This window comes from Streptomyces sp. AHU1 (assembly GCF_045343905.1).
Classification (GTDB): domain Bacteria; phylum Actinomycetota; class Actinomycetes; order Streptomycetales; family Streptomycetaceae; genus Streptomyces; species Streptomyces triticiradicis.
Genome location: NZ_CP174283.1, coordinates 2,959,312 through 2,982,485 on the forward strand (window position 1 = coordinate 2,959,312; position 23,174 = coordinate 2,982,485).

A 23,174-nucleotide genomic window follows, 5' to 3' on the forward strand; every position below is an offset into this window, starting at 1 on the left:
TCCTCAGGCCTGCCCGGCGGCCAGGCCCAGCTGACCCGCGCAGCGCGGGGCGTCCCGGCCCACCCACCGCGCAGAACTAGAACGCGTACCAGTTCTGCTCGCAGTTTGCTGAGCGAACCCCCCGCGCCGCAAGGGTCGTGCAGCTCCCGAAGTCACGATCCACACAAACCTCGCACGCAATTGGGAGGCCCGCACCTCTTGCCACTTGTAGAACCCGTTACTACCTTCACGGCGATTCCATGTTCCTGATGGACCGTCAGAAGCGCCCCTGGAGTTGCCGATGCCCTGTCCAGCGCTGCCAGACGGGTTCGATTTCACCGACCCCGACGTGCTGCACCACCGCGTACCCCTCCCGGAGTTCGCCGAGCTGCGCAGGACCGAACCGGTCCACTGGGTCCCGCAACAGCCCGGCGTCGCCGGCTTCGAGGACGACGGCTACTGGGCCGTCACCCGGCACGCGGACGTCAAGTACGTCTCGACGCACCCCGAGTTGTTCTCCTCGTTCCTCAACACCGCCGTCATCCGCTTCAACGAGCACATCCAGCGCGAACAGATCGAGGTCCAGCGGCTCATCATGCTCAACATGGACCCGCCCGAACACACCCGGGTCCGCCAGATCGTGCAGCGCGGCTTCACCCCGCGCGCCATCCGCTCCCTGGAGGACGCGCTGCGCGCCCGCGCCGTCTCGATCGTGGCGAACGCGCTCGCCGGGGCCGCCCCCGACGGCTCCTTCGACTTCGTCACCCAGGTCGCCTGCGAACTGCCGCTGCAGGCGATAGCCGAGCTCATCGGCGTCCCGCAAGAGGACCGCGTCAAGATCTTCGACTGGTCCAACAAGATGGTGGCGTACGACGATCCGGAGTACGCGATCACCGAGGAGATCGGCGCCGAGTCGGCCACCGAACTCATCTCGTACGCGATGAACATGGCGGCGGACCGCAAGCGGTGCCCCGCCAAGGACATCGTCAGCACACTGGTGGCGGCGGAGGACCAGGGGAACCTCGCCTCCGACGAATTCGGCTTCTTCGTCCTGCTGCTGGCGGTCGCCGGCAACGAGACGACCCGCAACGCCATCACGCACGGGATGCACGCCCTGCTCACCCACCCCGACCAGTGGGACCTCTACAAACGGGAGCGGCCGAGGACCACCGCCGAGGAGATCGTCCGCTGGGCGACCCCCGTCGTCGCCTTCCAGCGCACCGCGACCCAGGACACCGAACTGGGCGGGCGGCGGATCAGGAAGGGCGACCGGGTCGGCGTCTTCTACTCCTCCGCCAACAACGACCCCGAGGTGTTCGAGCGCCCCGAGGTCTTCGACATCACCCGTGACCCCAACCCGCACCTCGGCTTCGGCGGCGGCGGCCCGCACTTCTGCCTCGGCAAGTCCCTGGCCACGCTGGAGATCGACCTGATCTTCAACGCGATCGCCGACGCGATGCCGGACCTGCGGCTGGCGGGCGCCCCGCGCCGCCTCCGCTCCGCCTGGCTGAACGGCGTCAAGGAACTCCAGGTCGCTCACGCGTAGCGGGCGCCGCGCGCTCGGGCCGGCGGCCTCCCGGCACCGTCGGCCCGTCCCGAGGGAGGCAGGGGCATCCTCCCGCGCTCGCTCCTGCCTCCCCCGAGACCCGAGATCCTCGACCGCGCGGCGCGCCGTTCAGGCGGCCAGTACCCCCCCGAACAAGGGGAGGTTGCGGATCACCGACCAGATGACGATCACGGCGAACATCGCGCGGGCCCTCCACACAGGGAGCGCCCGTGGGCGGGATCTGCCGGTGACGGTGCACCACCACGCCAGGGCGGCGAGCGGCAGGAAGGCGACCAGGAGGGCGTTGTAGTCGACAGCTGTCATCAAGTGGCCGTGCGTCAACTCGTGAAGGGCCCGCAGAGTGCCACAGCCCGGGCAGTCGAAACCCGTCAGGGCCCGGAACGGGCAGGCGGGGAAGCGGCCGGTTCGCGTGGGATCCTGGAGCGCCGCAGCGAGGACCACCCCCGCCAGCAGCCCGGCTCCGATCCATGCTTCACGGACCCGGTGTGCCGCCGAAAGCGACGACGGCGCACGGAGCCGCGGACGAACTGGCGTCACGGCGTCGACGAGTACGCGGTCGACTCCCCGGACACGGCCGCGATGAGGATGACGATCAGCCAGAACGCGACACCGACCGAGAGACTCACAATGACGAAGAGCCGAGCCTTCCGTGACGCCTCGACGGCTCCCTCCAGGTCGCCCGCAGCGTTCTTGGCCGACACCTGCGAGGCGAAGACAATGGCGGCGATCCCGGTCGGCAGGAAGCAGAACAGTGTGACGAGGACGGCCGCTGTCATATAGCTCTGAATCAGGGGTCTTTGTCCTGAATGCACTGTCGACTGATGGGGGCCCGTTTGTCCGGTACGCCACGTCTCGCGGTGCGACGACTGCTCAGAGGACTCCGAGAAGGTGTTCTCCTCTTCCCAGGGAGTATCCGACTCCCAGTCCTCATTCTCTTGCGGCGGTGGACGCTTTTCTGACATGGCCGGATTCCTTTCTCCAGACATTTCCTTCAGATACGTGGTCCTGATGCGTCATTTCAGTTCGGAACCCACAGGGTTTTCTTGGAATCCCAGGTCCAGCATCTGTCTCGGGCATCCAGGCCGACGGCCTGTTCGTAGGCCTCTTCCGGAAGGTCCGCAGTGAACGTGACCCGACCGCCGGTGGACATTTCGAAGACCAAGCTCTGGGGTGCCGGTCTCCCGTCCGAAGGCGACTTCAGCAGTCGGCGTGCGAACGCCTTCAGCCCTTGGTGAGCCTGCTCGGCGAATTTCTCAAACAGGGCGCGTAGAAACGGCTTCAGCACAGCGGTCGTGACGAGCACCAGCGCCACGTCGGCCGGCCCTCTCCGGGTCGGCACCAGCAGACACTTGGCGTCGATTCCGGCCTCGCGCAGCAGGTCCTGTCCATCTTGCGCCGGATCGGGAGGGAAAGACGAGGGCCAGAGGATCTCAACCTCGACGTCGGTCATGATGCGTCTCCCTTTCAACCGTTCAGCCGGACAGCGACCACCATTCGACGGCGCCCGTGCAGTCAGCGGTCAGGAGTCCCTCGTCGTTCTTGCGAAACGCAAGTCCGACGGGACAAGAGTTGGCAAGCTTTGCCACAGAGGTGGCGTTCCCTGTGCTCAGGTCCCGGATCGACACGTTGCCCTCGTCATCGGCAGCAGCGAGCACCGAGCGGTCAGTCGAGAGTGCCAGTTGCCGGACGGGCGCTCCTTGGCCTCTGCGCCAGATGAGGCTGCCGTTCCAGGACCAGAGCCGCACCTGGCCGTCCTGACAGCCAGTGGCGAGAAAGTCTTCCGAGCAGGCGAGGGAAAGAACGACCTGACGGTGCGGCCATTCCCTCACGAACTGTCCGTGCCCGTTCAGTTCCAGCACGGGTCCCTCGCCGCAAGCCACAATGATGTGGCGGTCATCGGGCGTGAAGCCGACGGGGCCGAGCACGGCGCCCTGGTCAGCCTTCCTGGCTCTGCCCTTCTTCTCCAACCGTACAGCTCCCGGCCGAACCTCCAGTTCCCGTACCAGGACGCCACGCGTGTTATAGATGTGGACCTGGCTTTCTCCGGTCACCGCGAGCCAGAGGCCGTTCGAGCTGAAGGCGAGGACGGAGCCCTGCCCTCTGGTGCCGATGACTCGCAGTGGCGTCTCGTTCCGCAGGTCCCAGACGACCACGGTGCCGTCCTCGTGCCGACTGGCCAGGTGCCGCCGCCAAGGGCTCCAGGACAGCCAGAGCGGCTGTGCGGGCGGCTCGGGGACGCAGTGGGCGACCAACTCTCCGTTCAGTGCCTCGTAGACGCGGACCAGGCCGTCGTGACAGGCTGCGGCGAGCAGGTCACCCGGGCCGACCGCCAGGTGGGAGCAGGGGCCGGTCTCGGCGAGGACACCGATCCTCTCAGAGGGCTGCGGGGGCGATGGAGGCCGCGGCGGGTTGGGCTCGGGCCGTGAGACCGGCGGCTCCGATACCGGCTTCGGCTTCGGTATTGACTGAGGCTCCGAATCCGGCTCCGGTGCGAAGAGTTGGGTCGTGTCGGACCTGAGGAAGAGAACCGGCGTGGCCCACTCCAGACTCCCCAGACTCATCTTCACCACTTCGCGGGCGCTCATCACCGCCCGGTCGACCGGAAGCCCCTCAGCGACCAACTCATAGAAAGAAGACGCGAAGACGACAGCGGCCTTGTCGGTGATCTCGTACTGCATGGCCACCACGGCCGGCACACCGGCTCGTACGACGCTTGCGGCGGTACTCGTGAAGACGCCTTCCTTTCCGCTGACTGCGGACTCACAGGCGTTCAGCACGACGAGACGCAGATGCGGACAGTCCTTCCGGATCCGCCGCGCGAAGTCTGCGGCGTCGACGCGCATCGCCGACCCGCTGTCGCCAGAAAGTTGAATGTATCCCCCACCGCTCTCCTCATCGAATCCACCGTGACAGATGCAGTGGAGGACATGCCACGTGTCGGACCGCAGCGCGTCCGCAAGATCCGCCCAACGGTCTCCGGTCAGCCAGTGGACGTCCACATTGTCGGAACTTTTCCGTTGCAGGGCCTGCGCGATCTGCTCCCTCTCCCTTTGCTCTTCGAGTACGGGGAGATCGCTCGGGAGGGACGAAATGCCGAGAACTCGGAGTGGAAGCGTGAGGGCGATGGGGGATATCCGGTCCATGAGTTGCAGGTCTCGCACGACCGGCTCACAGAGGGCGAGATAGTCATCGCGAAACGGATCGACCATGTACTCCCAGGGAATCCGACAGACTTGTGGACCATCCGGCCGCAAAAGAACGCGGAGCGCCTTTCCCTCCTGCTTGGCAAGACCTCTGCACCTGTCGAACTGGATGGATATGGCATCCTTCAGGATCGATTGGGCCAGACGTTTCCCGAAGTCCCGGACCGGCCTCTCCGCCGTGGCCGGGCCGCGCGTGACCTCCGCGCTCGACGATCTTGCCAGGGAGGCTCGCACCTCGGCCAACTCGGATTTCAGTTCCATGAGCGAGTAGGGAGGAGATACTCGTATCGTCGCTTCGCCGCACTCAGAGGAACAGCGGACGATCCACTGAGTATCGCTCTCGATGATGTCGATCCGGAACGGCAGACCTTCCATGCCGCCACCTCCGACCCCTCGACACCAGTCCACACCTAATACAACAGGGCGTCCACTCGGCCGCCGGGCCGGTGCGGATCAGCTCGGCGCAGAGTCCTTGAAGGGAGCCGGCTGTGCGCCGACCTCCTCCTCCGCCACTGCCTTCACCGTCCGCACGCGTGCCCCCTGGAACAGATATGACAGACCGAAACCCGCGCCCACGACGGCCGCGCCGCCGACGGCGTCCAGGACCCAGTGGTTGCCGGTCGCCACGATCGCGGAGAACGTCAGGAACGGGTGCAGCAGGCCGAGCGCCTTCATCCACCACCGGGGCGCCAGCATCACGATGACGATCCCGCACCACAGGGACCAGCCGAAGTGCAGCGAGGGCATCGCCGCGTACTGGTTGGTCAGCGCGGTGAGCGTGCCGTAGTCCGGTTTGGAGAAGTCCTGCACACCGTGCACGGTGTCGACGATGCCGAGGCCCGGCATCAGGCGCGGCGGGGCGAGCGGATAGAGCCAGAACCCGACGAGGGCGAGCAGGGTGGCGAGGGCGAGGCCGGAGCGGGCCCAGCGGAAGTCGGCGGGGCGGCGGACGTAGAGCACGCCGAGGACGGTGAGCGGGACGCCGAAGTGGAACGACTCGTAGTAGAAGTCGAAGAAGTCCCGCAGGAAGGGCGTCCCCACCACCGCGTGGTTGACCCAGTGCTCGACGTCCAGGCGCAGGAAGCCCTCGACGGCGGCGACCTGGCCGCCGTGGTGCTCGGCGAGGGCCCGGCCGCCCGAGTTGGTGCCGCCCGTCGCGGCGAGCCTGACCTGCTGGTAGGCGGAGTACCCGACACGGATCATGAGCAGTTCGAGCAGCAGGTTCGGGCGGGTGATGACCCGGCCGGACGGCAGCAGCGGGATCCGCTTCCACCGGGTGGGGACGCGCGCCGCGCGGTCCGCCGGGACGGGGGTCCGGTAGTACGCGGAGGTGCGGGACAGGAACGGTACGACGGTGGCGGCGGCCAGCGCGGCGATCAGCACCACGTTGTCGCGCAGCGGGGCGAGCGCCGGCATGTCCGGCAGCATCATCCGCGGCGGCAGCGTCATGACGAGGACGACCGCGACCGGCCACACATAGCGGTCCGAGGCCTTCCGGCCGACCCGGCCGACGAGCGCGAGCAGCACCCACAGCGCCTGGTGCCGCCAGGTGGCGGGCGAGACCGCGACGGCGACGCAGCCGGTCACCGCGACGGCGAGCAGCAGTTGCCCGTCACGGGCGCAGCGCACCGCGCGGCGCAGTCCGACGACGGCCACGGCCGTGCCGAGCGCCAGGAAGAGTCCGGTCTCCAGCGGTCCGGTGAGGCCGAGCCGCAGCAGCGCGCCGTGCAGGGACTGGTTGGCGGCGTCGTCGGCGTTCTCGCCCAGGCCGGCGCCCGCCAGGTGGTGCACCCAGTACCGGTCCGAGTCGCGCGGCATCACGGCCCAGGCGAGCGCGGTGAGCGCGGCGAAGGCGGTCCCGGCGGAGACGGCGGCGCGGCGGCGCCCGGTGAACCAGAGCAGCGGCCCGAAGAGCAGCACGGTCGGCTGGAGGGCCGCCGCGAGCCCGATGAGCGCCCCGCAGGCGCGCTCCCCGCGGACGGCGAAGCAGCCGAGCAGGACCAGCAGCACCGGGATGATGCCGGTCTGGCCGAGGTGGAGGGCGTTGCGCACGGGGAGCGACAGCATCAGCAGGCTGACGGCCACGGGGGCGGCGAGCAGTGACGTACGGCGGCTCACGGGAGGCGGCAGGGCGCGGGCGGCGACGAGGCCGAGCGCCACGACCAGGAGCAGGGTGCCGAAGGTCCAGCCCCAGCCGAGGGTCTGTTCGGCCGCCCGGGTGAGGGGTTTGAGGACGAGGCCGCCGAACGGGGTGCCGGTGAACCGCGTCGAGTCGTAGAGCGAGCCCTTCACGTGCAGTACGCCGTTCGGGCCGACCCAGGTCTCCAGGTCCGTCAGCCGGTCCGCCCTGGGCGCGCTGAAAACGGCGGCCACCTGTCGTGCGGCCAGGACGACGGCGACGGCCCAGAGCCCGGCACGGAGCGCGCGCAGCCGTGCCCGCACCGTCTCCGGTGCTCCCCCGAAGCCCTCGCCCGGCCGTCCGCCGCGCTCCACGTCCGCCACGCCCCGTCGACCCTCCCGACCCATTGGTTGGCCCGTGTCTCACAGGTCACTTATGTCAACCCATATCAGGACCTTGCGAGACACGGCCACCTTCATCGGGGGCGCACGAAGTCTTCCCTTCCGAACTCTTCACTCCTTTTGACCCTTTTTCACCCGGAGGGAGAAAGCCGGCCGAAGACCCGGTTCCCCCCGAAAGCCGCGAGATGGATCACAGAAACCCCTCGCCGAAAACGGCCCCGACCGCCCCGTCGCGCCTGCTTACGCGGCTTTCATGTGTGCTGCGCGACAGGCCGGGCACCGTACGTGAGGTGGACGAACAGTCCTAAGGTCGCTTTTCGGTCCGCTTCCGGGCGGGCCACCGGTCCGCCCCGTGGCGACCCCCGGGTCCGCTCCCGATCGGCCCCGGAGGTCCGCTCCGATCGGACCCGTCCCTGTCCCCGGCGAAAGGAAGGCCCTTGCCGACCGCCACCCCGGCAACCCCCGCCGTACACACCCCCGCCCCCGCCCGCCCCGTCTCCCCCGAGGCCACCGTCACCGACCCCGCGCTGGTCAGGCGCGCCGTGAAGGCGGCGGCGCTCGGCAACGCGATGGAATGGTTCGACTTCGGCGTCTACAGCTACATCGCGGTTACCCTGGGCAAGGTCTTCTTCCCCTCGGGCAGCCCGACCGCCCAGCTGCTGGCGACCTTCGGCGCCTTCGCCGCGGCCTTCCTCGTCCGCCCGCTCGGCGGCGTGGTCTTCGGCCCGCTCGGTGACCGGATCGGCCGCCAGCGGGTCCTCGCGCTCACCATGATCATGATGGCGGCCGGCACCTTCGCGATCGGTCTGATCCCGTCGTACGCCGCGATCGGCGTCGGCGCCCCGGTCCTGCTGCTCGCGGCCCGGCTGGTGCAGGGCTTCTCCACCGGCGGCGAGTACGCGGGCGCCACGACCTTCATCGCCGAGTACGCGCCGGACAAGAAGCGCGGCTTCCTCGGCAGCTGGCTGGAGTTCGGCACGCTGGCCGGATACATCGGCGGCGCGGGTCTGGTGACCCTCATGACCGCCCTGCTGTCCACCGACGACCTGCTGTCCTGGGGCTGGCGCGTCCCGTTCCTGATCGCGGGCCCGATGGGCATCGTCGGCCTCTACCTGAGGATGCGCCTCGAGGAGACCCCGGCGTTCGCCGCCGAGCTCGAGAAGTCCGAGGCCGGCCGCCCCAAGGTGCCGCTGCGCGAGATGATCACCGGCCAGTGGCGCGCCCTGCTGCTGTGCGTGGGCCTGGTGCTGGTCTTCAACGTCACCGACTACATGCTGCTGTCGTACATGCCGAGCTACCTGACCAGCGAGCTGGGGTACGACGAGACCCACGGTCTGCTCGTGGTCCTCGGCGTGATGGCGCTGATGATGGCCGTGCAGCCCTTCGCGGGCGCCCTGACCGACCGGATCGGCCGCCGCCCGGTGATCGCCGCGGGCTGCGCCGGCTTCCTGGCCCTGTCCGTCCCGGCACTGCTGCTGATCCGCCAGGGCAGCCTGCTCGCCGTCGCGCTCGGCATGGGCGCCCTCGGCCTGCTGCTGGTGTGCTTCACCGCCGCGATGCCCGCCGCGCTCCCGGCGCTGTTCCCGACCCGGGTCCGCTACGGCTCGCTGTCGATCGGCTTCAACGTCTCCGTGTCGCTCTTCGGCGGCACGACCCCGCTGGTCGTCACCGCCCTCATCGGGGCGACCGGGAACATGATGACGCCCGCGTACTACATGATGGCCGCGGCCGTGATCGGCGGCGCGGCCGTCTGGTTCATGACGGAGTCGGCGGGCCGGCCCCTGCCGGGCTCGGCACCCGCGGTGGAACCCGGGAAGCGCTGACGGCACCCGTCCACGGCCCGGCCGGGACCGGCCGGGCCGGGACCCGCCCCCGTCGCGAACAGGGCGGCCCGAATCCCGCTGGCACACGCGAGCACCGAGGACTAGGTTCGAACCCGGAAGTCCTTAGCGCATCTAACTAGGCACATGAAAGGCCCGGTGCATGAGCGAGTCGCAGCTCTGGAACGACGTCGACGACCACTTCACCGCCCTCCTGGCTCCCGCCGACGAGATCCTCACCGCCGCGCTGCGCGACAGCGACGCGGCCGGACTGCCCCCCATCAACGTCGCGCCGAACCAGGGCAAGCTGCTCCGGCTGCTCGCCGAGATCCAGGGCGCCCGCCGCATCCTGGAGATCGGCACGCTCGGCGGCTACAGCACGATCTGGCTGGGCCGCGCCCTGCCCGCCGACGGACGCCTGATCACCCTCGAGTACGACCCCCGGCACGCCGAGGTCGCCCGCGCCAACCTCGCGCGGGCCGGCCTCGACGAGATCGCCGAGGTGCGGGTGGGCCCCGCCCTGGAGTCCCTGCCGAAGCTGGCGGACGAGAACCCGGAGCCGTTCGACCTCGTCTTCATCGACGCGGACAAGGTGAACAACCCCCACTACGTCGAGTGGGCGGTCCGGCTCACCCGGCCCGGCAGCGTGATCGTCCTCGACAACGTGGTGCGCGGCGGAGCGGTCACCGACGCGACGAGCACCGACCCGAGCGTGCGGGGCACCCGGGCCGCGCTCGAACTGATCGCCTCCCACCCGAAGTTGAGCGGCACGGCGGTACAGACGGTGGGCACCAAGGGCTACGACGGTTTCGCACTGGCCCGCGTACAGGCCTGACAGCCCGCTCCGCCGCGGCCCTAGACCTCGTGGTAGAAGCCCACGTTCACGGTGTGGGGCCCGGTGCGGTCCTGGATGACGAGTTCACCGGAGCCGCCCACCGGGAGCTTGGCCGTCCCGCCGTACGGAAGCGGCTGCGGCTGCAGCCCCGTCAGGATCAGCCGGACCTCGGAGGACGGCTCCGCGTGGGAACCCCGGAGCCAGGTGACCTGCCAGGAGCCGTCCGGGCCGCACAGGAACTCCAGGTGGACCCGGGAGACGAACAGCCAGTCGTCGGGGGTCGCGAGACGGCACACGGCCCGGTCCCTGCCCACCCGCAGCACGGCTCCCGGGTCGCTCGGCGCGTCGGCCATCTGCATCCCGGCCGTCGCTCCGGCATCCCCTCCGGACACCGAGGCCATGGTGAGTTCGAGCAACGCGCGCTCCTTCGTGAGGTGCTGATCCAATTGTCCCGCCGGGGAACGTCGTTGCCCCGTCGCCGCCGCATGATAATTCGGTCTTCCACCTCACCGCGTGACCTCCGGCACAATGGACTCATGACCGAGCGCAAGCCACCCGGTGTCGGCTTCGAGTCGTGGGTCGACAGACAGATCCGCCAGGCGGAGGCCCGCGGCGAGTTCACGGAACTCCCCGGCGCGGGCAAGCCTATGCCGGAGATCGCCGACACCCCGTACGACGAGCTCTGGTGGATCAAACGGAAGATGGCCCGTGAGGGCCTGTCGGTCCTGCCGCCCACGCTGGCGCTGCGCAAGGAGGCGGAGGACGTGCTCGCGGCGGTCCCCGCGCTCCCTTCGGAGCGGGCGGTACGCCGGGCCCTCGACGACATCAACGCCAAGATCCGCGAGGTCATGTTCAAGCCGCCGCCGGGCCCCCCGCTCGGCCTCAAGCCGTACGACGTGGAGAAGATCGTCGAGGAGTGGCGCGCGGCCCGCAACCCGACCTGAGGGCCCGAACGGCCACCACGAAGCACCCGCACCCGGCGACGCACGGGAGGGGCCGTGCCGGTACATCGAATGCCCGCAGGCCGGACGGATCATCACCCACGCCCACCTGGAAACCCCGCCGGGATCCGTCCGGATGCGGGCGGATGTACCGGCACGGCCCCGACCCCCACCGGACCGCACCCGAACCGCGAACGCCGGCGCAAGCGAACCCGCCCCGAGAGGCGCGAAGAGCGTGAGGCCGCGTCCCGGGGCATGGTCCGGGACGCGGCCTCACTCACGCCGGGGAAGCCGTCCGAGCCGGCTCAGAGCCGCAGGAGCCGCTCGGTCATCTCGCGGTAGTCCCGCAGGGCGAGCCGGAGCCGCTCGGTGTCGGAGCCCGTCTCCGTGCCCTCGCCGCCGGACTGCCAGGACGTGCGCAGGGCGCGCCGCCGCCGGGTCACCGCTTCCGTGAACCGGCCCGCGAGCTCCTCCAGCACGTGGTCGGCCTCCTCCACGGAGGCCTGCGGCCCGTCGACGAACCCGCCGACCGCGTGCCGCATCCGCAGCGAGAACTTCTCGTGCTCGTCCAGCGGCAGCATCCGCTCGCCGGACCCCGCGGAATCTCCCGCACGGCCCTCGGCGTCCGCCGCCCCGCGGGCCGCCGTACCGGCCCCGGCCGACCGGGCCGCCCGTCCGCCGCCGTTCCTGTCCGGGGTGTCCGGGCCACCCGAGACGCCCGGGGCTCCCGGGGCTCCCGGGGCTCCCGGGGCTCCCGGGGCGGGCTCGGTGGACACGGGATCCACCTGCCCCTTCAGCGCCTCGCGGCGCGAGACCTCCTCGGTCCCGCCGCGGTTCTCGTCCCCCCGGTCGTCCGGGGAACGCTCGGCCGGCACCGGGGTCACACGGCCCTTCATGGCGGCCTCCTGGGGTTCGGCGGGGCCCGGGGTCGCACGGCCCTTCATGGCGGCGGTATCGCGGGACGGGGTCCGCTCGGGATCCTGGTCCGGCTTCATGGCGTTCACCTTCCTCAGCTCCCCTTCGCCTGCCGCCCGGTGAAGGACCAGGGCAGGTGGGAGCGCGTGTCGGGGGCAGAAGTCCTGGTGTCCTCGGCGTCTTCGGAGCCCTTCGCCGTCCCCGCGGACTCGGTGCGCCGAGCGTCCTTGGTCAGGGCGAACCGCCTGGTGCGCTCCGGGCGGGCGGCCTGGGACTCACCCGCGTCGTCCGTGCCGCGCGCCCGGCCGGGGGAGGCGTCCTGGCGGTCCGGGGTCATGAGGTGGTCGAAGAGGTCGCGGGCCTCCAGCATGGCCTCGCGCAACTGCTCGGTGTCGGCGCCGCCGTCCCGGTCCCCGCCGGTACCGGCCAGCGCGGCCCGGTGCACCCGGCGGTATCCGTGGACGTGGTGCCCGTGGTGGACGGAGAGCGCGGAGACCTGCTCCTCGTAGCGGTCCCCGTCGGGGAATCCGCGCGCTCCGGCCAGCTCGCCGAGCAGCCGGTCGGCCTCGGCCACCGCGTCCTGGGGCGAGTCGACGAACCGTTCCTGGGCGGCAGTCCAGCCGGCCGCGTACCGTTCCCGGGCCGCGGGTTCGAGCGGCAGCACACGCAGGGCGCCGTGCCGCTTCACGCGCTCGTTGAGGTCGCGTTCGGCGGCCTGGGTGTCGCCGTCGTGCCGGGCGACGGTGCGGTCGTACTCCGGTCCGAAGCGCCGCCGCAGGGCGCGTCCGCCCGGCGGCCGCCGGGCGAGGAGGGTCAGGGTGGCCGCGACAACGACGACGGCCACCACGATGATCAGAGCGATGATCACGCCTGTGGACATGGGTGCCTTCCCGGGTTCTCGACCCAACGGGCCGGTTCCCGGACCGGGTTGCCCCGAACCCGCGCCTCAAACGACCCCGGCGCCGGAGGGAGCGTCAACGTCCTTGCTCTGTCGCGCTGTTCGACCCCCCTTCAGCCGGTTGCGCGCCGGGGACGTCCTTATCCGGTTGCGTGCCGGGGGCGGCGTCCGCCGACAATGGCCGGCATGACCCGATCGTCTTCCGGCGCGCAAAGCCCCTGGACCGTGGCCCCCGAACCCTTCGACTCCCCTGTCGCCGCGGCGCTCTGGCGGGCGTACTACACGGAGGTCAGCGACCGGTGGTACCTGCTGCACGAGGGGCGTACGACGGATCCCGACGAGCTGGAGCGGGAGATCGCCGCGCGGACGGGAGCCGAGTTCGCGCCGCCCACGGGCGTGCTGCTCGTCGCGCGCCACGACGGTGAGCCCGGCGGCACGGCGGGGGTGCGGATGCTCGACGCCGCGACGGGCGAGCTGAGCCGGGTCTTCGTCCGCGCGGATCTGCGCGGCAGGGGCGCGGCCCCGCTCCTGCTGGCGGCGGCCGAGTCGGCGGCCCGTGGCCTGGGCGCCCGGCGGCTGGTCCTCGACACCCGCGGCGACCTCGTCGAGGCGCGGGCCCTGTACGCCCGGCACGGCTACGAGGAGACCGCCGCGCACAACGACGAGGTCTACGCCGAGCACTGGTTCCGAAAGGATCTGACCGACTGCCCGGCTGACCGATTGCCCAGCTGACTGGCTGACTGGCTGGCCGACTGACGGTCAGGTCACGCCGGTTCTCCCCGGGTGCGGACGGCGGGGACGCCCTCGTGCGGGCGCTCCGCGTCGGAACCGCACATCTCCTCGTTCAGCTCCGCGACCAGCCTGGTGAGGTCGGTGGGGCGGTCCGGTGCCCACCAGTCTCCGAGGAGTTCGGCGAGGGACTCCTCGCGGGCCCGGGACAGGTTCCCGGCGGCGACGCGGCCCTCGTCGGTCAGGACCAGGTCCAGGCCCTCGCGACGGGCGAGCCCGCGTTCCTCGATCTGGCGGGCCGCGGCCAGGACGACGTCCAGGGGCACCGCGCTGTGCTCGGCCAGCAGGGCCGGCTCCGCCCACCCGTACTTCTTGATCCGCAGCAGCAGCCAGCTCGCCGCCGGCAACAGGTCGTAGCCCGCCCGCGCGGTGATCTTCTCGTAGATCTCGCGGCGCCCCTCCCGGGTGCCGAGCAGGGACAGGGCCCGGCACACCTCGTCGTACGAGGACCGCTCGACCGGGTTGCTGGCGAGCGTCTCCGTGACGTCGGGAGCGGTGACGGAGCCGCGCAGCCTGTCCTCGCGCAGGAACCAGGCCAGCACGAAGCCGAGCAGGGCGACCGGGGCGGCGTACAGGAAGACGTCCGTGATCGATGTCGCGAAGGCGTGCAGGACGGGCTGCCGCAGGTCGGCCGGCAACTGGGCGATGCCCTTCGGGTCCGCCTTCAGGGAGTCCGTGGTGATGCCGGGCGGCAGCTGCTGCCCGGCCAGCGCCTTCGTCAGGTTGTCGCCGAGGCGGCCCGTGAAGACCGTGCCGAAGATCGCGACGCCGAACGAGGCGCCGATGGACCGGAAGAAGGTCGCCCCGGAGGTCGCGACGCCCAGGTCCTCGTACGACACCGCGTTCTGCACGATCAGGACCAGCACCTGCATGACCAGCCCGAGCCCGAGGCCGAAGACGAAGAAGTAGGTGCTCATGATCCCGGTGCCGCTGTGCTCGTCCAGCTGGTGCAGCAGGAGCAGACCGAGGGCGGTGATCCCGGTGCCGAGGACCGGGAACACCTTCCAGCGGCCGGTGCGGCTGACGATCTGCCCGGAGACCGTGGACGACAGCAGCAGCCCGAACACCATCGGCAGCATGTGCACACCGGACATCGTGGGCGAGACGCCCTGCACGACCTGGAGGAACGTCGGCAGATAGGTCATCGCGCCGAACATCGCGAAGCCCACGATGAAGCTGATGACCGCGGACAGCGTGAAGGTGTGGATCCGGAAGAGCTTGAGCGGCAGCACGGGTTCGGCCGCGCGCCGCTCCACCGCCACGAAGACGACGGCGAGGACCGCGCCGAGGACCACGAGCCCGACGACCTGCGGCGAGCCCCAGTCCCAGGTGGTGCCGCCCAGCGAGGCCACCAGGACCAGACAGGTGGCGACCGCCGCGATCAGGAACGTACCGGCGTAGTCGATGACGTGCCGTGCCGACTTCCTCGGGATGTGCAGGACCGCGGCGATCACCGCGAGCGCCACGACGCCGACGGGCAGGTTGACGTAGAAGACCCAGCGCCAGCTGAGGTGTTCCGTGAACAGCCCGCCGAGCAGCGGCCCCAGCACGCTCGTCGCGCCGAACACCGCGCCGAACAGCCCCTGGTACTTGCCCCTCTCACGCGGGGGGACGAGGTCGCCGACGATCGCCATCGACAGCACCATCAGTCCGCCGCCGCCGAGCCCCTGCAGCGCCCGGAAGGCGATCAGCTCGCCCATGTTCTGCGACATGCCGCACAGCGCCGAGCCGATCAGGAAGATCACGATCGCCGTCTGGAAGAGCCGCTTGCGGCCGTACTGGTCGCCGAGCTTGCCCCACAGCGGGGTCGCCGCCGTCGACGCGAGCAGGTACGCCGTGACCACCCAGGACAGGTGCTCCAGGCCGCCGAGGTCGCTCACGATGGTCGGCAGCGCGGTGGACACGATCGTCTGGTCCAGCGCGGCGAGCAGCATGCCGAGCAGCAGGGCGCCGATGGACACGAAGACGCTGCCGTGGACCGTGTCCCGGGCGTCGGTCGCCGCCGCGCTGCGGCGGCGCACCACCGACTCGCTCACCTCGACCGAGCCGTGCGGTCCGGGCTGACCGGCCGTGCCGTCACCGGTCGGCGCCCCGGCTCCTTCCGGCCCGCGGCCGGACGGTGTGCCCGGACCGTGCGCGTCCCCGGTCATGCGGCCTCCCTGAGCGCCGAGGGTCCCGGTCACCCCCCATCCTGATCGGTGTGTCCGGTTATGGCCTGTCGAGGCATCCGGAATCCACGGTTCACAGGGGGGCTGCTTGAAGGTTGTATGAAGGCCGTCCGCATAATCACTGGAGTTTTCAGGGGGGAGGGACCCACACGTGACTGAACCGACCGGGCATGTCTGCCCCGAGTGCGCCGCCTACCGGGCACAGGACGGCACCCCGTCCTGCACCTGCGCCCGCACGGCGTCCGACGCGCTGCGCAACAAGCGCGCGGCGCAGGCCGCCGCGGCGGCGGAGGACTTCAACCCGATGCGCATACGGCCCTACGTGGAACTGGGTCCGGAGGATTCCGGGCACCCCGGAGGGGACTGGGGGCAAACCGGGGACGCCGGCGCCCCGGGACCGGCCGGAACGACCGCGGGGTCCTGGCACGCCACCCCGACGTCCGGAGAGCCCTGGACGTCCGCCGAGGCGGGCGCCTGGACGCCGGAGAGCGCCTCGGCGTACGCGAGCGGCGGCGCGCCCGACGGCGGCGTCGCGCCGTGGGGCACCGCGGAGGGCGTTCCGCAGGCCGGCGGAGTGCCGATGCCGCCCGTGGCCGGAGGGGACGCCGCGGCTCACACCATGCAGCTGGGGGCGGTCCCGGGGGGCGCGGCCACGCGGCCGGCTCCGGTACCGGCCGACGCGACCATGCGGCTGGCTCCCGTACCGGCCGACGCGACCGCGCGGTCGGCACCGCTGCCGCCGGAAGCGGTCACGCCGTCGGCGCCCGCGCCGGCCGACGCGACCATGCGGCTGACGGCGCTGCCCTCGGACGCGCACGCCACCGACGTCCACCTCGTCCACGGGAACGCACGCTCGCCGGAGCGCGGGCGGAAGGACTCGTCCGCCGACCGGCCCGGACGGCGCCGGCGTGCCGGGGTCCTCGCCGTCACCGGCGTCGTGGTGACGGTGGTGGCCGCGGCGGGGGCCGTGAGCGGACTGCTCTCCTCCGACCCTCCCTCGCAGAAGGAGGCGCTGCCGAAGGACGTCAGCAGGACGAGCGCGCCGGACGTGCTGTCCGACACGGAGTCCGCGGTGCCGTCGGCGAGCACGTCCGCGTCGGCGACGGCGTCGGACTCGTCGTCCCCGTCCGCCTCGGTGAGCGCGAGCCCGTCGGCGTCCGAGTCGGACACGTCGGCGACACCGTCCTCGTCGGCCACGGCGTCACCGACGTCCGCGCGGCCGAGCCCGACGGCGGCCGCGACGGAGTCCGCGGCCCCCGCGGGCGGCGGTGCTCCGAACGTGGCGGCCGGGCCCACCCTGCGGCGCGGCGACAGCGGGTCGGAGGTGACCGAGCTCCAGCTGCGGTTGGGCCAGCTGGGGATGTACAACACGCGGAGGGCCGACGGTCACTTCGACCGCCGCCTCGAGGACGCCGTGCGCTGGTACCAGTGGGCGCGGGGCATCACGGGGGACGACCCCGGCGTGTACGGTCCGGCCACGCGGGCGAGCCTGGAGGCGGAGACGTCCCAGCCGTAGCTCGCCTCCGGCGTTTCGCGGCTGCGGGTCCGGCTCCGGTGGGTGGGTCGGGGCCCTGCGGGTTTGCTTGCGCCGGCCGTCGCCGGTTCGGGTCCGGTGGGGGGGGCGGGGCCGTGCCGGTACATCCGCCCGCATCCGGACGGATCCCAGCGGCGCTGTGAAGCGCAGGGGGGTTCCGATCCGTCCGGCCTGCGGGCATTCGATGTACCGGCACGGCCCCTCCCGTGCGTCGCCGGGTGCGGGTGCTTCGTGGTGGCCGTTCCAGCCCCGGTCGGCGAAAGTTTCAGCCCCTCCGGCGTTTGAGGAGCGGGGGTCCGGGGCGGAGCCCCAGGTACGGGAAGGGTAGGGGCGGAGGGGGCGAAAACCCACGCCCAGCCCCACTTCCCATCCCCCTCCCCCCTCCCCCCTCCCGGAGGGATCCTGGCTCAGCCGATGTGGAGGCGGAGCGTCCCGTCGCCCACGACCTCGACCCGGACCTCGGTCAGATCGCGTACGGCCACGTCCGGGCCGTGGAACGGCGCTCGGGAGCCGATTCCGACGACCCGCATCCCGGCGGCCCGCCCCGCGACGATCCCCGCCTCGGAGTCCTCGAAGACGACACAGTCCTCGGGCGCGATGCCCAGCTCGGCCGCGCCCTTCAGGAAGCCTTCGGGGTCGGGCTTGCTGGCGCCGACGGACTCGGCCGTGACCCGCACATCGGGAAGTCCGAGCCCGGCGGCGGCCATCCGCGCGGTGGACAGCGCCACGTCCGCCGAGGTGACGAGCGCGTGCGGCACTCCGGCGAGGGAGGCGAGGAACTCGGGCGCACCCGGAATCGCGACGACGCCGTCCACGTCGGCGGTCTCCTCGGCCAGCATCCGCGCGTTGTCCGCGTGGTTCTGCTCCATGGGACGGTCCGGCAGCAGCACCGCCATCGAGGCGTAGCCCTGCCTGCCGTGGACGACCTTCATGACCTCGTCCCCGTCCAGCCCGTGCCGATCGGCCCAGCGACGCCAGCACCGCTCGACGACGACGTCCGAGTTGACGAGGGTGCCGTCCATGTCGAGCAGAAGGGCGCGGGCGGTCAGAACGGTGGGGGCCGTGGTCATCGGCATGCTCCAAAACGCAGAGAGGGGGACAAATGTGCCCCCCGTGAAACAAGGCGGCCCCGCCCGCCGGTCAGGGAGGTGCGGACGGGAACCACTTTGTTCCTACAAGATACAAAACAATCCGGCCCAGCGCCACCGAGCCGCAAAACGCAAGCCCCAGCCCCCCATCGAGACCCTCCCGAGACGTCCCCCCACCGCGACACAGCCGGACACACCCAGAGGGGACTCGCCGACCACCCGCGGGAGGGGCGAACGGCCACCACGAAGCACCCGCACCCGGCGACGCACGGGAGGGGCCGTGCCGGTACATCGAATGCCCGCAGGCCGGACGGATCAGAACCGACCCGCACCTCTTCAACCCCGGCGGGATCCGTTCGGATGCGGGCGGATGTACCGGCACGGCCCCGACCCACCCACCGGACCCGAACCGGCGACGGCCGGCGCAAGCAACCCCGCACGGCCCCGACCCCCACCGGACCCAGCCCGGCGACGCCGGCGCGAGCGACCCCGCACGGCCCCGCCCCCCACCGAACCCGACCCGGCGACGCCGGCGCGAGCGGCCTAGCCGGCCACGGCCTCGTACAGGCTCCAGACCCCCAGCCCCAGCATCAGCACGGCCGCCACCTTGGTGATCAGCGACAACGGCACCCGCTTCATCAGCGCCTTGCCGCCCACGATCCCCAGCCCCGCGACGGCCCACAGCCCCAGCACCGCACCGAGCCCCACCGACAGCGGGTCGTCGTACCGCGCGGCGAGGTTCGCCGTCATGATCTGCGTGAGGTCGCCGAACTCGGCGACGAGGATGAGCATGAAGCCCGCCCCGGAGACCTTCCAGAAGGTCTGGTTCTCCGGCTTGCGGACCTCCTCCTCGTCCTCGTCCTTCTTCATCAGCAGCACCGCGGCACCGCCGAGGAACAGCACACCCGTGATGGCGTGCACGATCTGCTGCGGCAGCAGCGTCAGCACGCTGCCCGCCGCGACGGCGAGCGCCACGTGGACGGCGAACGCGGCGGCGACGCCGGCGAAGACGTACGAGGCGCGGTAGCGCGTGCCGAGGACGAGGCCGGCGAGCGCGGTCTTGTCGGGGAGTTCGGCGAGGAAGACGACACCGAAGACGAGCGCCATCACGCTGAAGCTGATCAAAATTCCTCAATCGGTCGGGCTGCCCCGCCGAGAGTTGCGACTACGCGTGCTGTGACTGCGCGAACCTCGGCACGGCAGCACACGGCATCACCCGCACCGGTGGGTGCGGGCACGAGCGCCCGTGCCGGAAAGGCCCGGCAGGGCAAATGCACTGCTTGCCGAAGGTCTCGCTGGCCGGTCCCGTGATCGGGACCTGCCTCCGGGCGCCGGCTCAGACGAGCTGAGCAGTATGTCGACGGTCCGGCGAAGAGCTACTCCCCTTCTGCGCCGCCCATGATACGCGACCCGCACGGCGGCCCACAGGGCCGGAAGTCCCCCGGCCCGGAGTCCACGACCGCGGAAAGTAGTTCTGTCATGAACCTTGTCATGTCATGAACGCGTCACTATTTTCTAACCGCGCACTTACCTCACGGCTACACGACGCCGCGAGCATTCGTTCGCCCGCACTCCAACACCCCCACACGTCAAGGGAGTTCGCATGCCCAAGGTCTACGCGCGTCGACGGCTGAGCATACTCGCGTCCTTCACCGGCCTGATAGCCCTGGCCGGTGTCTTCAACGGCCCGACCGCCTCCGCCGCCCTCCCCACCCCGGTCAGCGCGGCCACCGCCCGCACCTACCTCGCGTCCCTCACCGTCGCGACGGAGAGCCGCACCGGCTACTCCCGTGACCTGTTCCCCACCTGGATCACGATCAGCGGCACCTGCAACACCCGCGAGTACATCCTCAAGCGCGACGGTTCGGGCGTCACCACCGACTCCGCGTGCGTGGCCACCGGCGGCAGCTGGTACTCCGTCTACGACGGCGCCACCTGGACCGCCGCCTCCGACGTCGACATCGACCACCTCGTCCCGCTCGCCGAGGCCTGGGACTCGGGCGCCAGTGCCTGGACCACGGCCCAGCGCCAGGCCTTCGCCAACGACGTGACCCGCCCGCAGCTGCTCGCGGTCACGGACAACGTCAACCAGTCCAAGGGCGACAAGGACCCGGCCGAGTGGATGCCCTCGCGCACCGCGTACGCCTGCACCTACGTCCGCGCCTGGGTCCAGGTGAAGTACTACTACAACCTCAAGGTCGACTCCGCCGAGAAGACCAAGCTCAGCTCCGTCCTCGCCGGCTGCTGACCCGCACCCCCGGCACCGACCGGCGGCCACAGGTCGCCCGGGTTCCGGACACCGCTCCCCCCACGGTGTTCCCGCGGTCTCCGGAACCTCCCCAGGGGCCTCCGTCGTTCCGTACCGTACGGGGCGACGGAGGAGGGGGACCACCATGGCCGAGCTGCTCCTGGGGCCGCTGCTGAGGTACGTGGACGACTCGTCGGCGACCTTCTGGGTCGAGGCGAGCCGCCCGTGCACCGCCGAGGTGCGCTGCGCGGACGGCGCCCGCGGACAGGCCCGCACCTTCCAGATCGCGGGCCACCACTACGCGCTGGTGCCGGTGGGCGGACTGACACCGGGCACCGTCACCCCGTACGAGATCCGGCTGGACGACGCGGCCGTGTGGCCGCCGCCCGACTCGCGCTTTCCCCCCTCGGTCGTGCGCACCCCCGGGAGCGACGACGCCGTCGTCCGCGTCACCTTCGGCTCCTGCCGCTGGGCGTCACCGCCCGCGGACGAGAAGGACCCGGTCGGCCCCGACGCCCTGGACACCCTCGCCGCCCGGATCGCCTCGGCCCCGGACGGCGAACGCCCGGACGTGCTGCTGCTCCTGGGCGACCAGGTGTACGCGGACGAGGTCTCCAGGGCGACCCGCGCGTGGATCGCGGCGCGAAGGGGTCTGGAGGACCCCCCGGGTCATCAGGTCGCGGACTACGAGGAGTACACCCGCCTCTACCACGAGTCCTGGCTCGATCCCGAGATCCGCTGGCTGCTGTCGACCGTGCCCAGTTGCATGATCTTCGACGACCACGACATCGTCGACGACTGGAACACCAGCGCGGCCTGGCTCGCCGAGATCCGGGCGACCCCGTGGTGGCGCGAGCGGGTGCTGAGCGGCCTGATGTCCTACTGGGTCCACCAGCACCTCGGCAACCTCTCCCCCGCCGAGCTCTCCGCGGACCTGCTGTACGCGGCCGTGCGCGAGACGCCCGACGGCACGGACGTGCTGCGCGCCTTCGCCGCCCAGGCCGACGCCGACCCGGCCTCGGTCCGCTGGAGCTACCGCCGCGACTTCGGCCGGACCCGCGTCCTGATGCTCGACACCCGCGCGGCGCGCGTCCTGGACGAGCGGCACCGCGCGATGCTCGACCCCGGGGAGGCCGCGTGGCTGCGCGAGCAGGCCCTTCAGGCGCCGGACTCCCGTGACCATCTGCTGATAGGCACGTCCCTGCCCTGGCTGCTGCCCCCACTGATCCATCACGCGGAGGCGTGGGACGCCGCCCTGTGCCGGGGCGAGCGGGGCGGGCGCTGGGCGCGGTTCGGCGAGCGGCTGCGCCGCGCGGCCGACCTGGAGCACTGGGCGGCGTTCCCGGAGTCGTTCGGCGAGCTGGCGGAGCTGATCGCCGAGGCCGGCTCGGGCGAGCACGCTCCGGCGACCGTGTGCGTGCTGTCGGGGGACGTGCACCACGCCTACGTCGCCGATCCGGTCTGGGCCGACCCCGCCCGGGAGCCCTCCGCCCGGGTCCTGCAGCTGACCTGCTCCCCCGTCCACAACGCCATCCCGCTCTCCGTGCGGCTCGGCTTCCGCTTCGGCTGGAGCCGCCCGGCCCGGCTGCTCGGCACCCTCCTCGCCCGCCACGGCCGTTGCGGACGGCCACCGGTCGACTGGCGGAAGACCGGCGGCCCGTGGTTCGGCAATCAGCTGATGACCCTCGTCCTGCGCGGCCGTTCGGCCACCCTGCGCCTCGAACAGGCGCGGAGGGTGCGGGGCGGCGGCCGTACGGCGAACGGCGCCCGGCTGACGACCGCGGCGGAGTCCCGGATCACCCCGGAATAGGACCGTTCCGCACGGCCGCCGCCGCCGTGCGACGTACCGGAGCGTGCGGGTGCGTGAACGTGATGTGACCGACACATGCGTCCCCGGAGGATCTTCCGCACCGTCCTCGGCGTACGCTGTGTGGCTGTCACAGGTTGCCACGCCACTCCCCCGCGAGTAGCGGCGCGGCCGGGCTCACGGGGCGGTCGGGGGAGAGTTTCGGTGCTGGAAAGTGTGGGGGCGCTGACGGGCAGCCCATGGATCTACGCGGTGATCGCCGTGTCCATCCTTCTCGACGTGTTCCTGCCCGTCCTGCCGAGCGGCGTCCTGGTCATCACGGCGGCGACGGCCGCGGCGGGCTCCGCCACGGCGACCGGCGCCGTCCCCCGTTCCGTGCCCGACATCCTGGCGCTCGTCCTCTGCGCGGCGACGGCCTCGGTCCTCGGCGACCTGGTGGCGTACCGGCTCGCCTGGCGCGGCGGCGACCGCCTGGATCGCGTCATCGCCCGGTCCCGCCGCCTGACCAGGGCGCAGGAACGTCTCGGCGAGGTCCTGGCGCGCGGTGGCGGCGTGCTCGTGGTCGTCGCCCGTTTCGCGCCGGCCGGCCGCTCGGTCGTCTCGCTCGGCGCGGGCGCCGCGCACCGCCGGGTCCGCGACTTCCTGCCCTGGTCGGTCCTCGCCGGCCTGGCCTGGGCCGGCTACAGCGTGGCCCTCGGCTACTTCGGCGGCCAGTGGCTGGGCGCCACCTGGCTCGCGACGGCCGTCTCGGTCGGGGCGCTGTTCGTGGCGGGGGCGGGCGCGGCCTACCTCGTGCGCCGGCCCGCGATGCGGGAGCAGGAGACCGGCGCCTGAGCCACGCCGTACGGCACATGGCGCCCCG

The 23,174-nt window shown here is 71.5% G+C and carries 20 protein-coding genes; 9 read left to right on the plus strand and 11 right to left on the minus strand.

The window, feature by feature from the left end:
* Positions 1–280: 280 nt before the first annotated feature.
* A complete protein-coding gene (locus tag ACICHK_RS13405; RefSeq protein ID WP_151468232.1) occupies positions 281–1,525 on the plus strand; it encodes a cytochrome P450 in 1,245 nt (414 codons plus the stop codon).
* Between the two features lie 129 nt (positions 1,526–1,654).
* Here ACICHK_RS13405 and ACICHK_RS13410 read toward each other — a convergent pair whose 3' ends face one another.
* The 5 genes from ACICHK_RS13410 to ACICHK_RS13430 form a co-directional block, all read right to left on the minus strand.
* Positions 1,655–2,083, minus strand: a complete 429-nt coding sequence (locus ACICHK_RS13410) for a DUF2752 domain-containing protein (protein ID WP_406837069.1) — start codon at positions 2,081–2,083, stop codon at positions 1,655–1,657.
* Positions 2,080–2,508 (minus strand): CD225/dispanin family protein, encoded by a 429-nt coding sequence (locus ACICHK_RS13415; RefSeq protein ID WP_406837070.1) that lies wholly within the window; start codon positions 2,506–2,508, stop codon positions 2,080–2,082. Before ACICHK_RS13415 ends, ACICHK_RS13410 begins: the two co-directional genes overlap by 4 nt.
* A gap of 56 nt (positions 2,509–2,564) precedes the next feature.
* Positions 2,565–2,996, minus strand: a complete 432-nt coding sequence (locus ACICHK_RS13420) for a hypothetical protein (RefSeq protein ID WP_406837071.1) — start codon at positions 2,994–2,996, stop codon at positions 2,565–2,567.
* A 22-nt stretch (positions 2,997–3,018) separates the two neighbouring features.
* Entirely contained in the window at positions 3,019–5,124 is a 2,106-nt protein-coding gene (locus tag ACICHK_RS13425; RefSeq protein ID WP_406837072.1) for a CHAT domain-containing protein, read from the minus strand.
* Between the two features lie 78 nt (positions 5,125–5,202).
* Complete coding sequence (locus tag ACICHK_RS13430) at positions 5,203–7,251, minus strand: bifunctional glycosyltransferase 87/phosphatase PAP2 family protein (protein ID WP_406837073.1); 2,049 nt, start codon at positions 7,249–7,251, stop codon at positions 5,203–5,205.
* Positions 7,252–7,706: 455 nt separating this feature from the next.
* Between ACICHK_RS13430 and ACICHK_RS13435 the strand changes: the two genes are divergently transcribed.
* Both ACICHK_RS13435 and ACICHK_RS13440 read left to right on the plus strand, forming a co-directional pair.
* Complete coding sequence (locus tag ACICHK_RS13435; RefSeq protein WP_406837074.1) at positions 7,707–9,092, plus strand: MFS transporter; 1,386 nt, start codon at positions 7,707–7,709, stop codon at positions 9,090–9,092.
* A gap of 160 nt (positions 9,093–9,252) precedes the next feature.
* A complete protein-coding gene (locus tag ACICHK_RS13440; protein ID WP_406837075.1) occupies positions 9,253–9,924 on the plus strand; it encodes an O-methyltransferase in 672 nt (223 codons plus the stop codon).
* 20 nt (positions 9,925–9,944) lie between these two features.
* Here ACICHK_RS13440 and ACICHK_RS13445 read toward each other — a convergent pair whose 3' ends face one another.
* On the minus strand, positions 9,945–10,340 hold the full coding sequence (locus ACICHK_RS13445; protein ID WP_406837076.1) for a hypothetical protein: 396 nt from the start codon (positions 10,338–10,340) through the stop codon (positions 9,945–9,947).
* Between the two features lie 120 nt (positions 10,341–10,460).
* On the opposite strand from ACICHK_RS13445, the gene ACICHK_RS13450 reads away from it, so the two are divergent.
* Entirely contained in the window at positions 10,461–10,868 is a 408-nt protein-coding gene (locus tag ACICHK_RS13450) for a DUF1992 domain-containing protein (protein WP_406837077.1), read from the plus strand.
* A gap of 302 nt (positions 10,869–11,170) precedes the next feature.
* Here ACICHK_RS13450 and ACICHK_RS13455 read toward each other — a convergent pair whose 3' ends face one another.
* Together ACICHK_RS13455 and ACICHK_RS13460 are read right to left on the minus strand one after the other, a co-directional pair.
* Positions 11,171–11,860, minus strand: a complete 690-nt coding sequence (locus ACICHK_RS13455) for a hypothetical protein (RefSeq protein WP_406837078.1) — start codon at positions 11,858–11,860, stop codon at positions 11,171–11,173.
* A 14-nt stretch (positions 11,861–11,874) separates the two neighbouring features.
* Entirely contained in the window at positions 11,875–12,660 is a 786-nt protein-coding gene (locus ACICHK_RS13460) for a hypothetical protein (protein WP_406837079.1), read from the minus strand.
* A 195-nt stretch (positions 12,661–12,855) separates the two neighbouring features.
* Between ACICHK_RS13460 and ACICHK_RS13465 the strand changes: the two genes are divergently transcribed.
* On the plus strand, positions 12,856–13,410 hold the full coding sequence (locus ACICHK_RS13465) for a GNAT family N-acetyltransferase (protein ID WP_406837080.1): 555 nt from the start codon (positions 12,856–12,858) through the stop codon (positions 13,408–13,410).
* Between the two features lie 32 nt (positions 13,411–13,442).
* Here ACICHK_RS13465 and ACICHK_RS13470 read toward each other — a convergent pair whose 3' ends face one another.
* A complete protein-coding gene (locus ACICHK_RS13470) occupies positions 13,443–15,617 on the minus strand; it encodes an MDR family MFS transporter (protein ID WP_406837081.1) in 2,175 nt (724 codons plus the stop codon).
* 169 nt (positions 15,618–15,786) lie between these two features.
* On the opposite strand from ACICHK_RS13470, the gene ACICHK_RS13475 reads away from it, so the two are divergent.
* Positions 15,787–17,151 (plus strand): peptidoglycan-binding protein, encoded by a 1,365-nt coding sequence (locus tag ACICHK_RS13475; RefSeq protein WP_406837082.1) that lies wholly within the window; start codon positions 15,787–15,789, stop codon positions 17,149–17,151.
* A 425-nt stretch (positions 17,152–17,576) separates the two neighbouring features.
* Here ACICHK_RS13475 and ACICHK_RS13480 read toward each other — a convergent pair whose 3' ends face one another.
* Positions 17,577–18,245, minus strand: a complete 669-nt coding sequence (locus ACICHK_RS13480) for an HAD family hydrolase (RefSeq protein WP_404818442.1) — start codon at positions 18,243–18,245, stop codon at positions 17,577–17,579.
* 555 nt (positions 18,246–18,800) lie between these two features.
* Positions 18,801–19,382: a TMEM165/GDT1 family protein gene (locus tag ACICHK_RS13485; RefSeq protein ID WP_151468222.1), complete on the minus strand. Its 582-nt coding sequence runs from the start codon at positions 19,380–19,382 to the stop codon at positions 18,801–18,803.
* A 478-nt stretch (positions 19,383–19,860) separates the two neighbouring features.
* Here ACICHK_RS13485 and ACICHK_RS13490 point away from each other — a divergent pair, with 478 nt between their 5' ends.
* The 3 genes from ACICHK_RS13490 to ACICHK_RS13500 all read left to right on the plus strand — a co-directional run bounded on the left by ACICHK_RS13490 (position 19,861) and on the right by ACICHK_RS13500 (position 23,146).
* Positions 19,861–20,505, plus strand: a complete 645-nt coding sequence (locus ACICHK_RS13490) for an HNH endonuclease family protein (RefSeq protein WP_406837083.1) — start codon at positions 19,861–19,863, stop codon at positions 20,503–20,505.
* 145 nt (positions 20,506–20,650) lie between these two features.
* A complete protein-coding gene (locus ACICHK_RS13495; RefSeq protein WP_406837084.1) occupies positions 20,651–22,315 on the plus strand; it encodes an alkaline phosphatase D family protein in 1,665 nt (554 codons plus the stop codon).
* Between the two features lie 201 nt (positions 22,316–22,516).
* A complete protein-coding gene (locus tag ACICHK_RS13500) occupies positions 22,517–23,146 on the plus strand; it encodes a DedA family protein (RefSeq protein WP_406837085.1) in 630 nt (209 codons plus the stop codon).
* Positions 23,147–23,174 lie beyond the last annotated feature (28 nt).

Coding starts and splice junctions, on each gene's coding strand:
- ACICHK_RS13405 (WP_151468232.1), top strand. CDS start 281: ATGCCCTGTCCAGCGCTGCCAGACGGGTTCGATTTCACCGACCCCGAC.
- ACICHK_RS13415 (WP_406837070.1), bottom strand. CDS start 2,508: ATGTCAGAAAAGCGTCCACCGCCGCAAGAGAATGAGGACTGGGAGTCG.
- ACICHK_RS13420 (WP_406837071.1), bottom strand. CDS start 2,996: ATGACCGACGTCGAGGTTGAGATCCTCTGGCCCTCGTCTTTCCCTCCC.
- ACICHK_RS13425 (WP_406837072.1), bottom strand. CDS start 5,124: ATGGAAGGTCTGCCGTTCCGGATCGACATCATCGAGAGCGATACTCAG.
- ACICHK_RS13440 (WP_406837075.1), top strand. CDS start 9,253: ATGAGCGAGTCGCAGCTCTGGAACGACGTCGACGACCACTTCACCGCC.
- ACICHK_RS13450 (WP_406837077.1), top strand. CDS start 10,461: ATGACCGAGCGCAAGCCACCCGGTGTCGGCTTCGAGTCGTGGGTCGAC.
- ACICHK_RS13455 (WP_406837078.1), bottom strand. CDS start 11,860: ATGAAGCCGGACCAGGATCCCGAGCGGACCCCGTCCCGCGATACCGCC.
- ACICHK_RS13460 (WP_406837079.1), bottom strand. CDS start 12,660: ATGTCCACAGGCGTGATCATCGCTCTGATCATCGTGGTGGCCGTCGTC.
- ACICHK_RS13465 (WP_406837080.1), top strand. CDS start 12,856: ATGGCCGGCATGACCCGATCGTCTTCCGGCGCGCAAAGCCCCTGGACC.
- ACICHK_RS13470 (WP_406837081.1), bottom strand. CDS start 15,617: ATGACCGGGGACGCGCACGGTCCGGGCACACCGTCCGGCCGCGGGCCG.
- ACICHK_RS13480 (WP_404818442.1), bottom strand. CDS start 18,245: ATGCCGATGACCACGGCCCCCACCGTTCTGACCGCCCGCGCCCTTCTG.
- ACICHK_RS13490 (WP_406837083.1), top strand. CDS start 19,861: ATGCCCAAGGTCTACGCGCGTCGACGGCTGAGCATACTCGCGTCCTTC.
- ACICHK_RS13495 (WP_406837084.1), top strand. CDS start 20,651: ATGGCCGAGCTGCTCCTGGGGCCGCTGCTGAGGTACGTGGACGACTCG.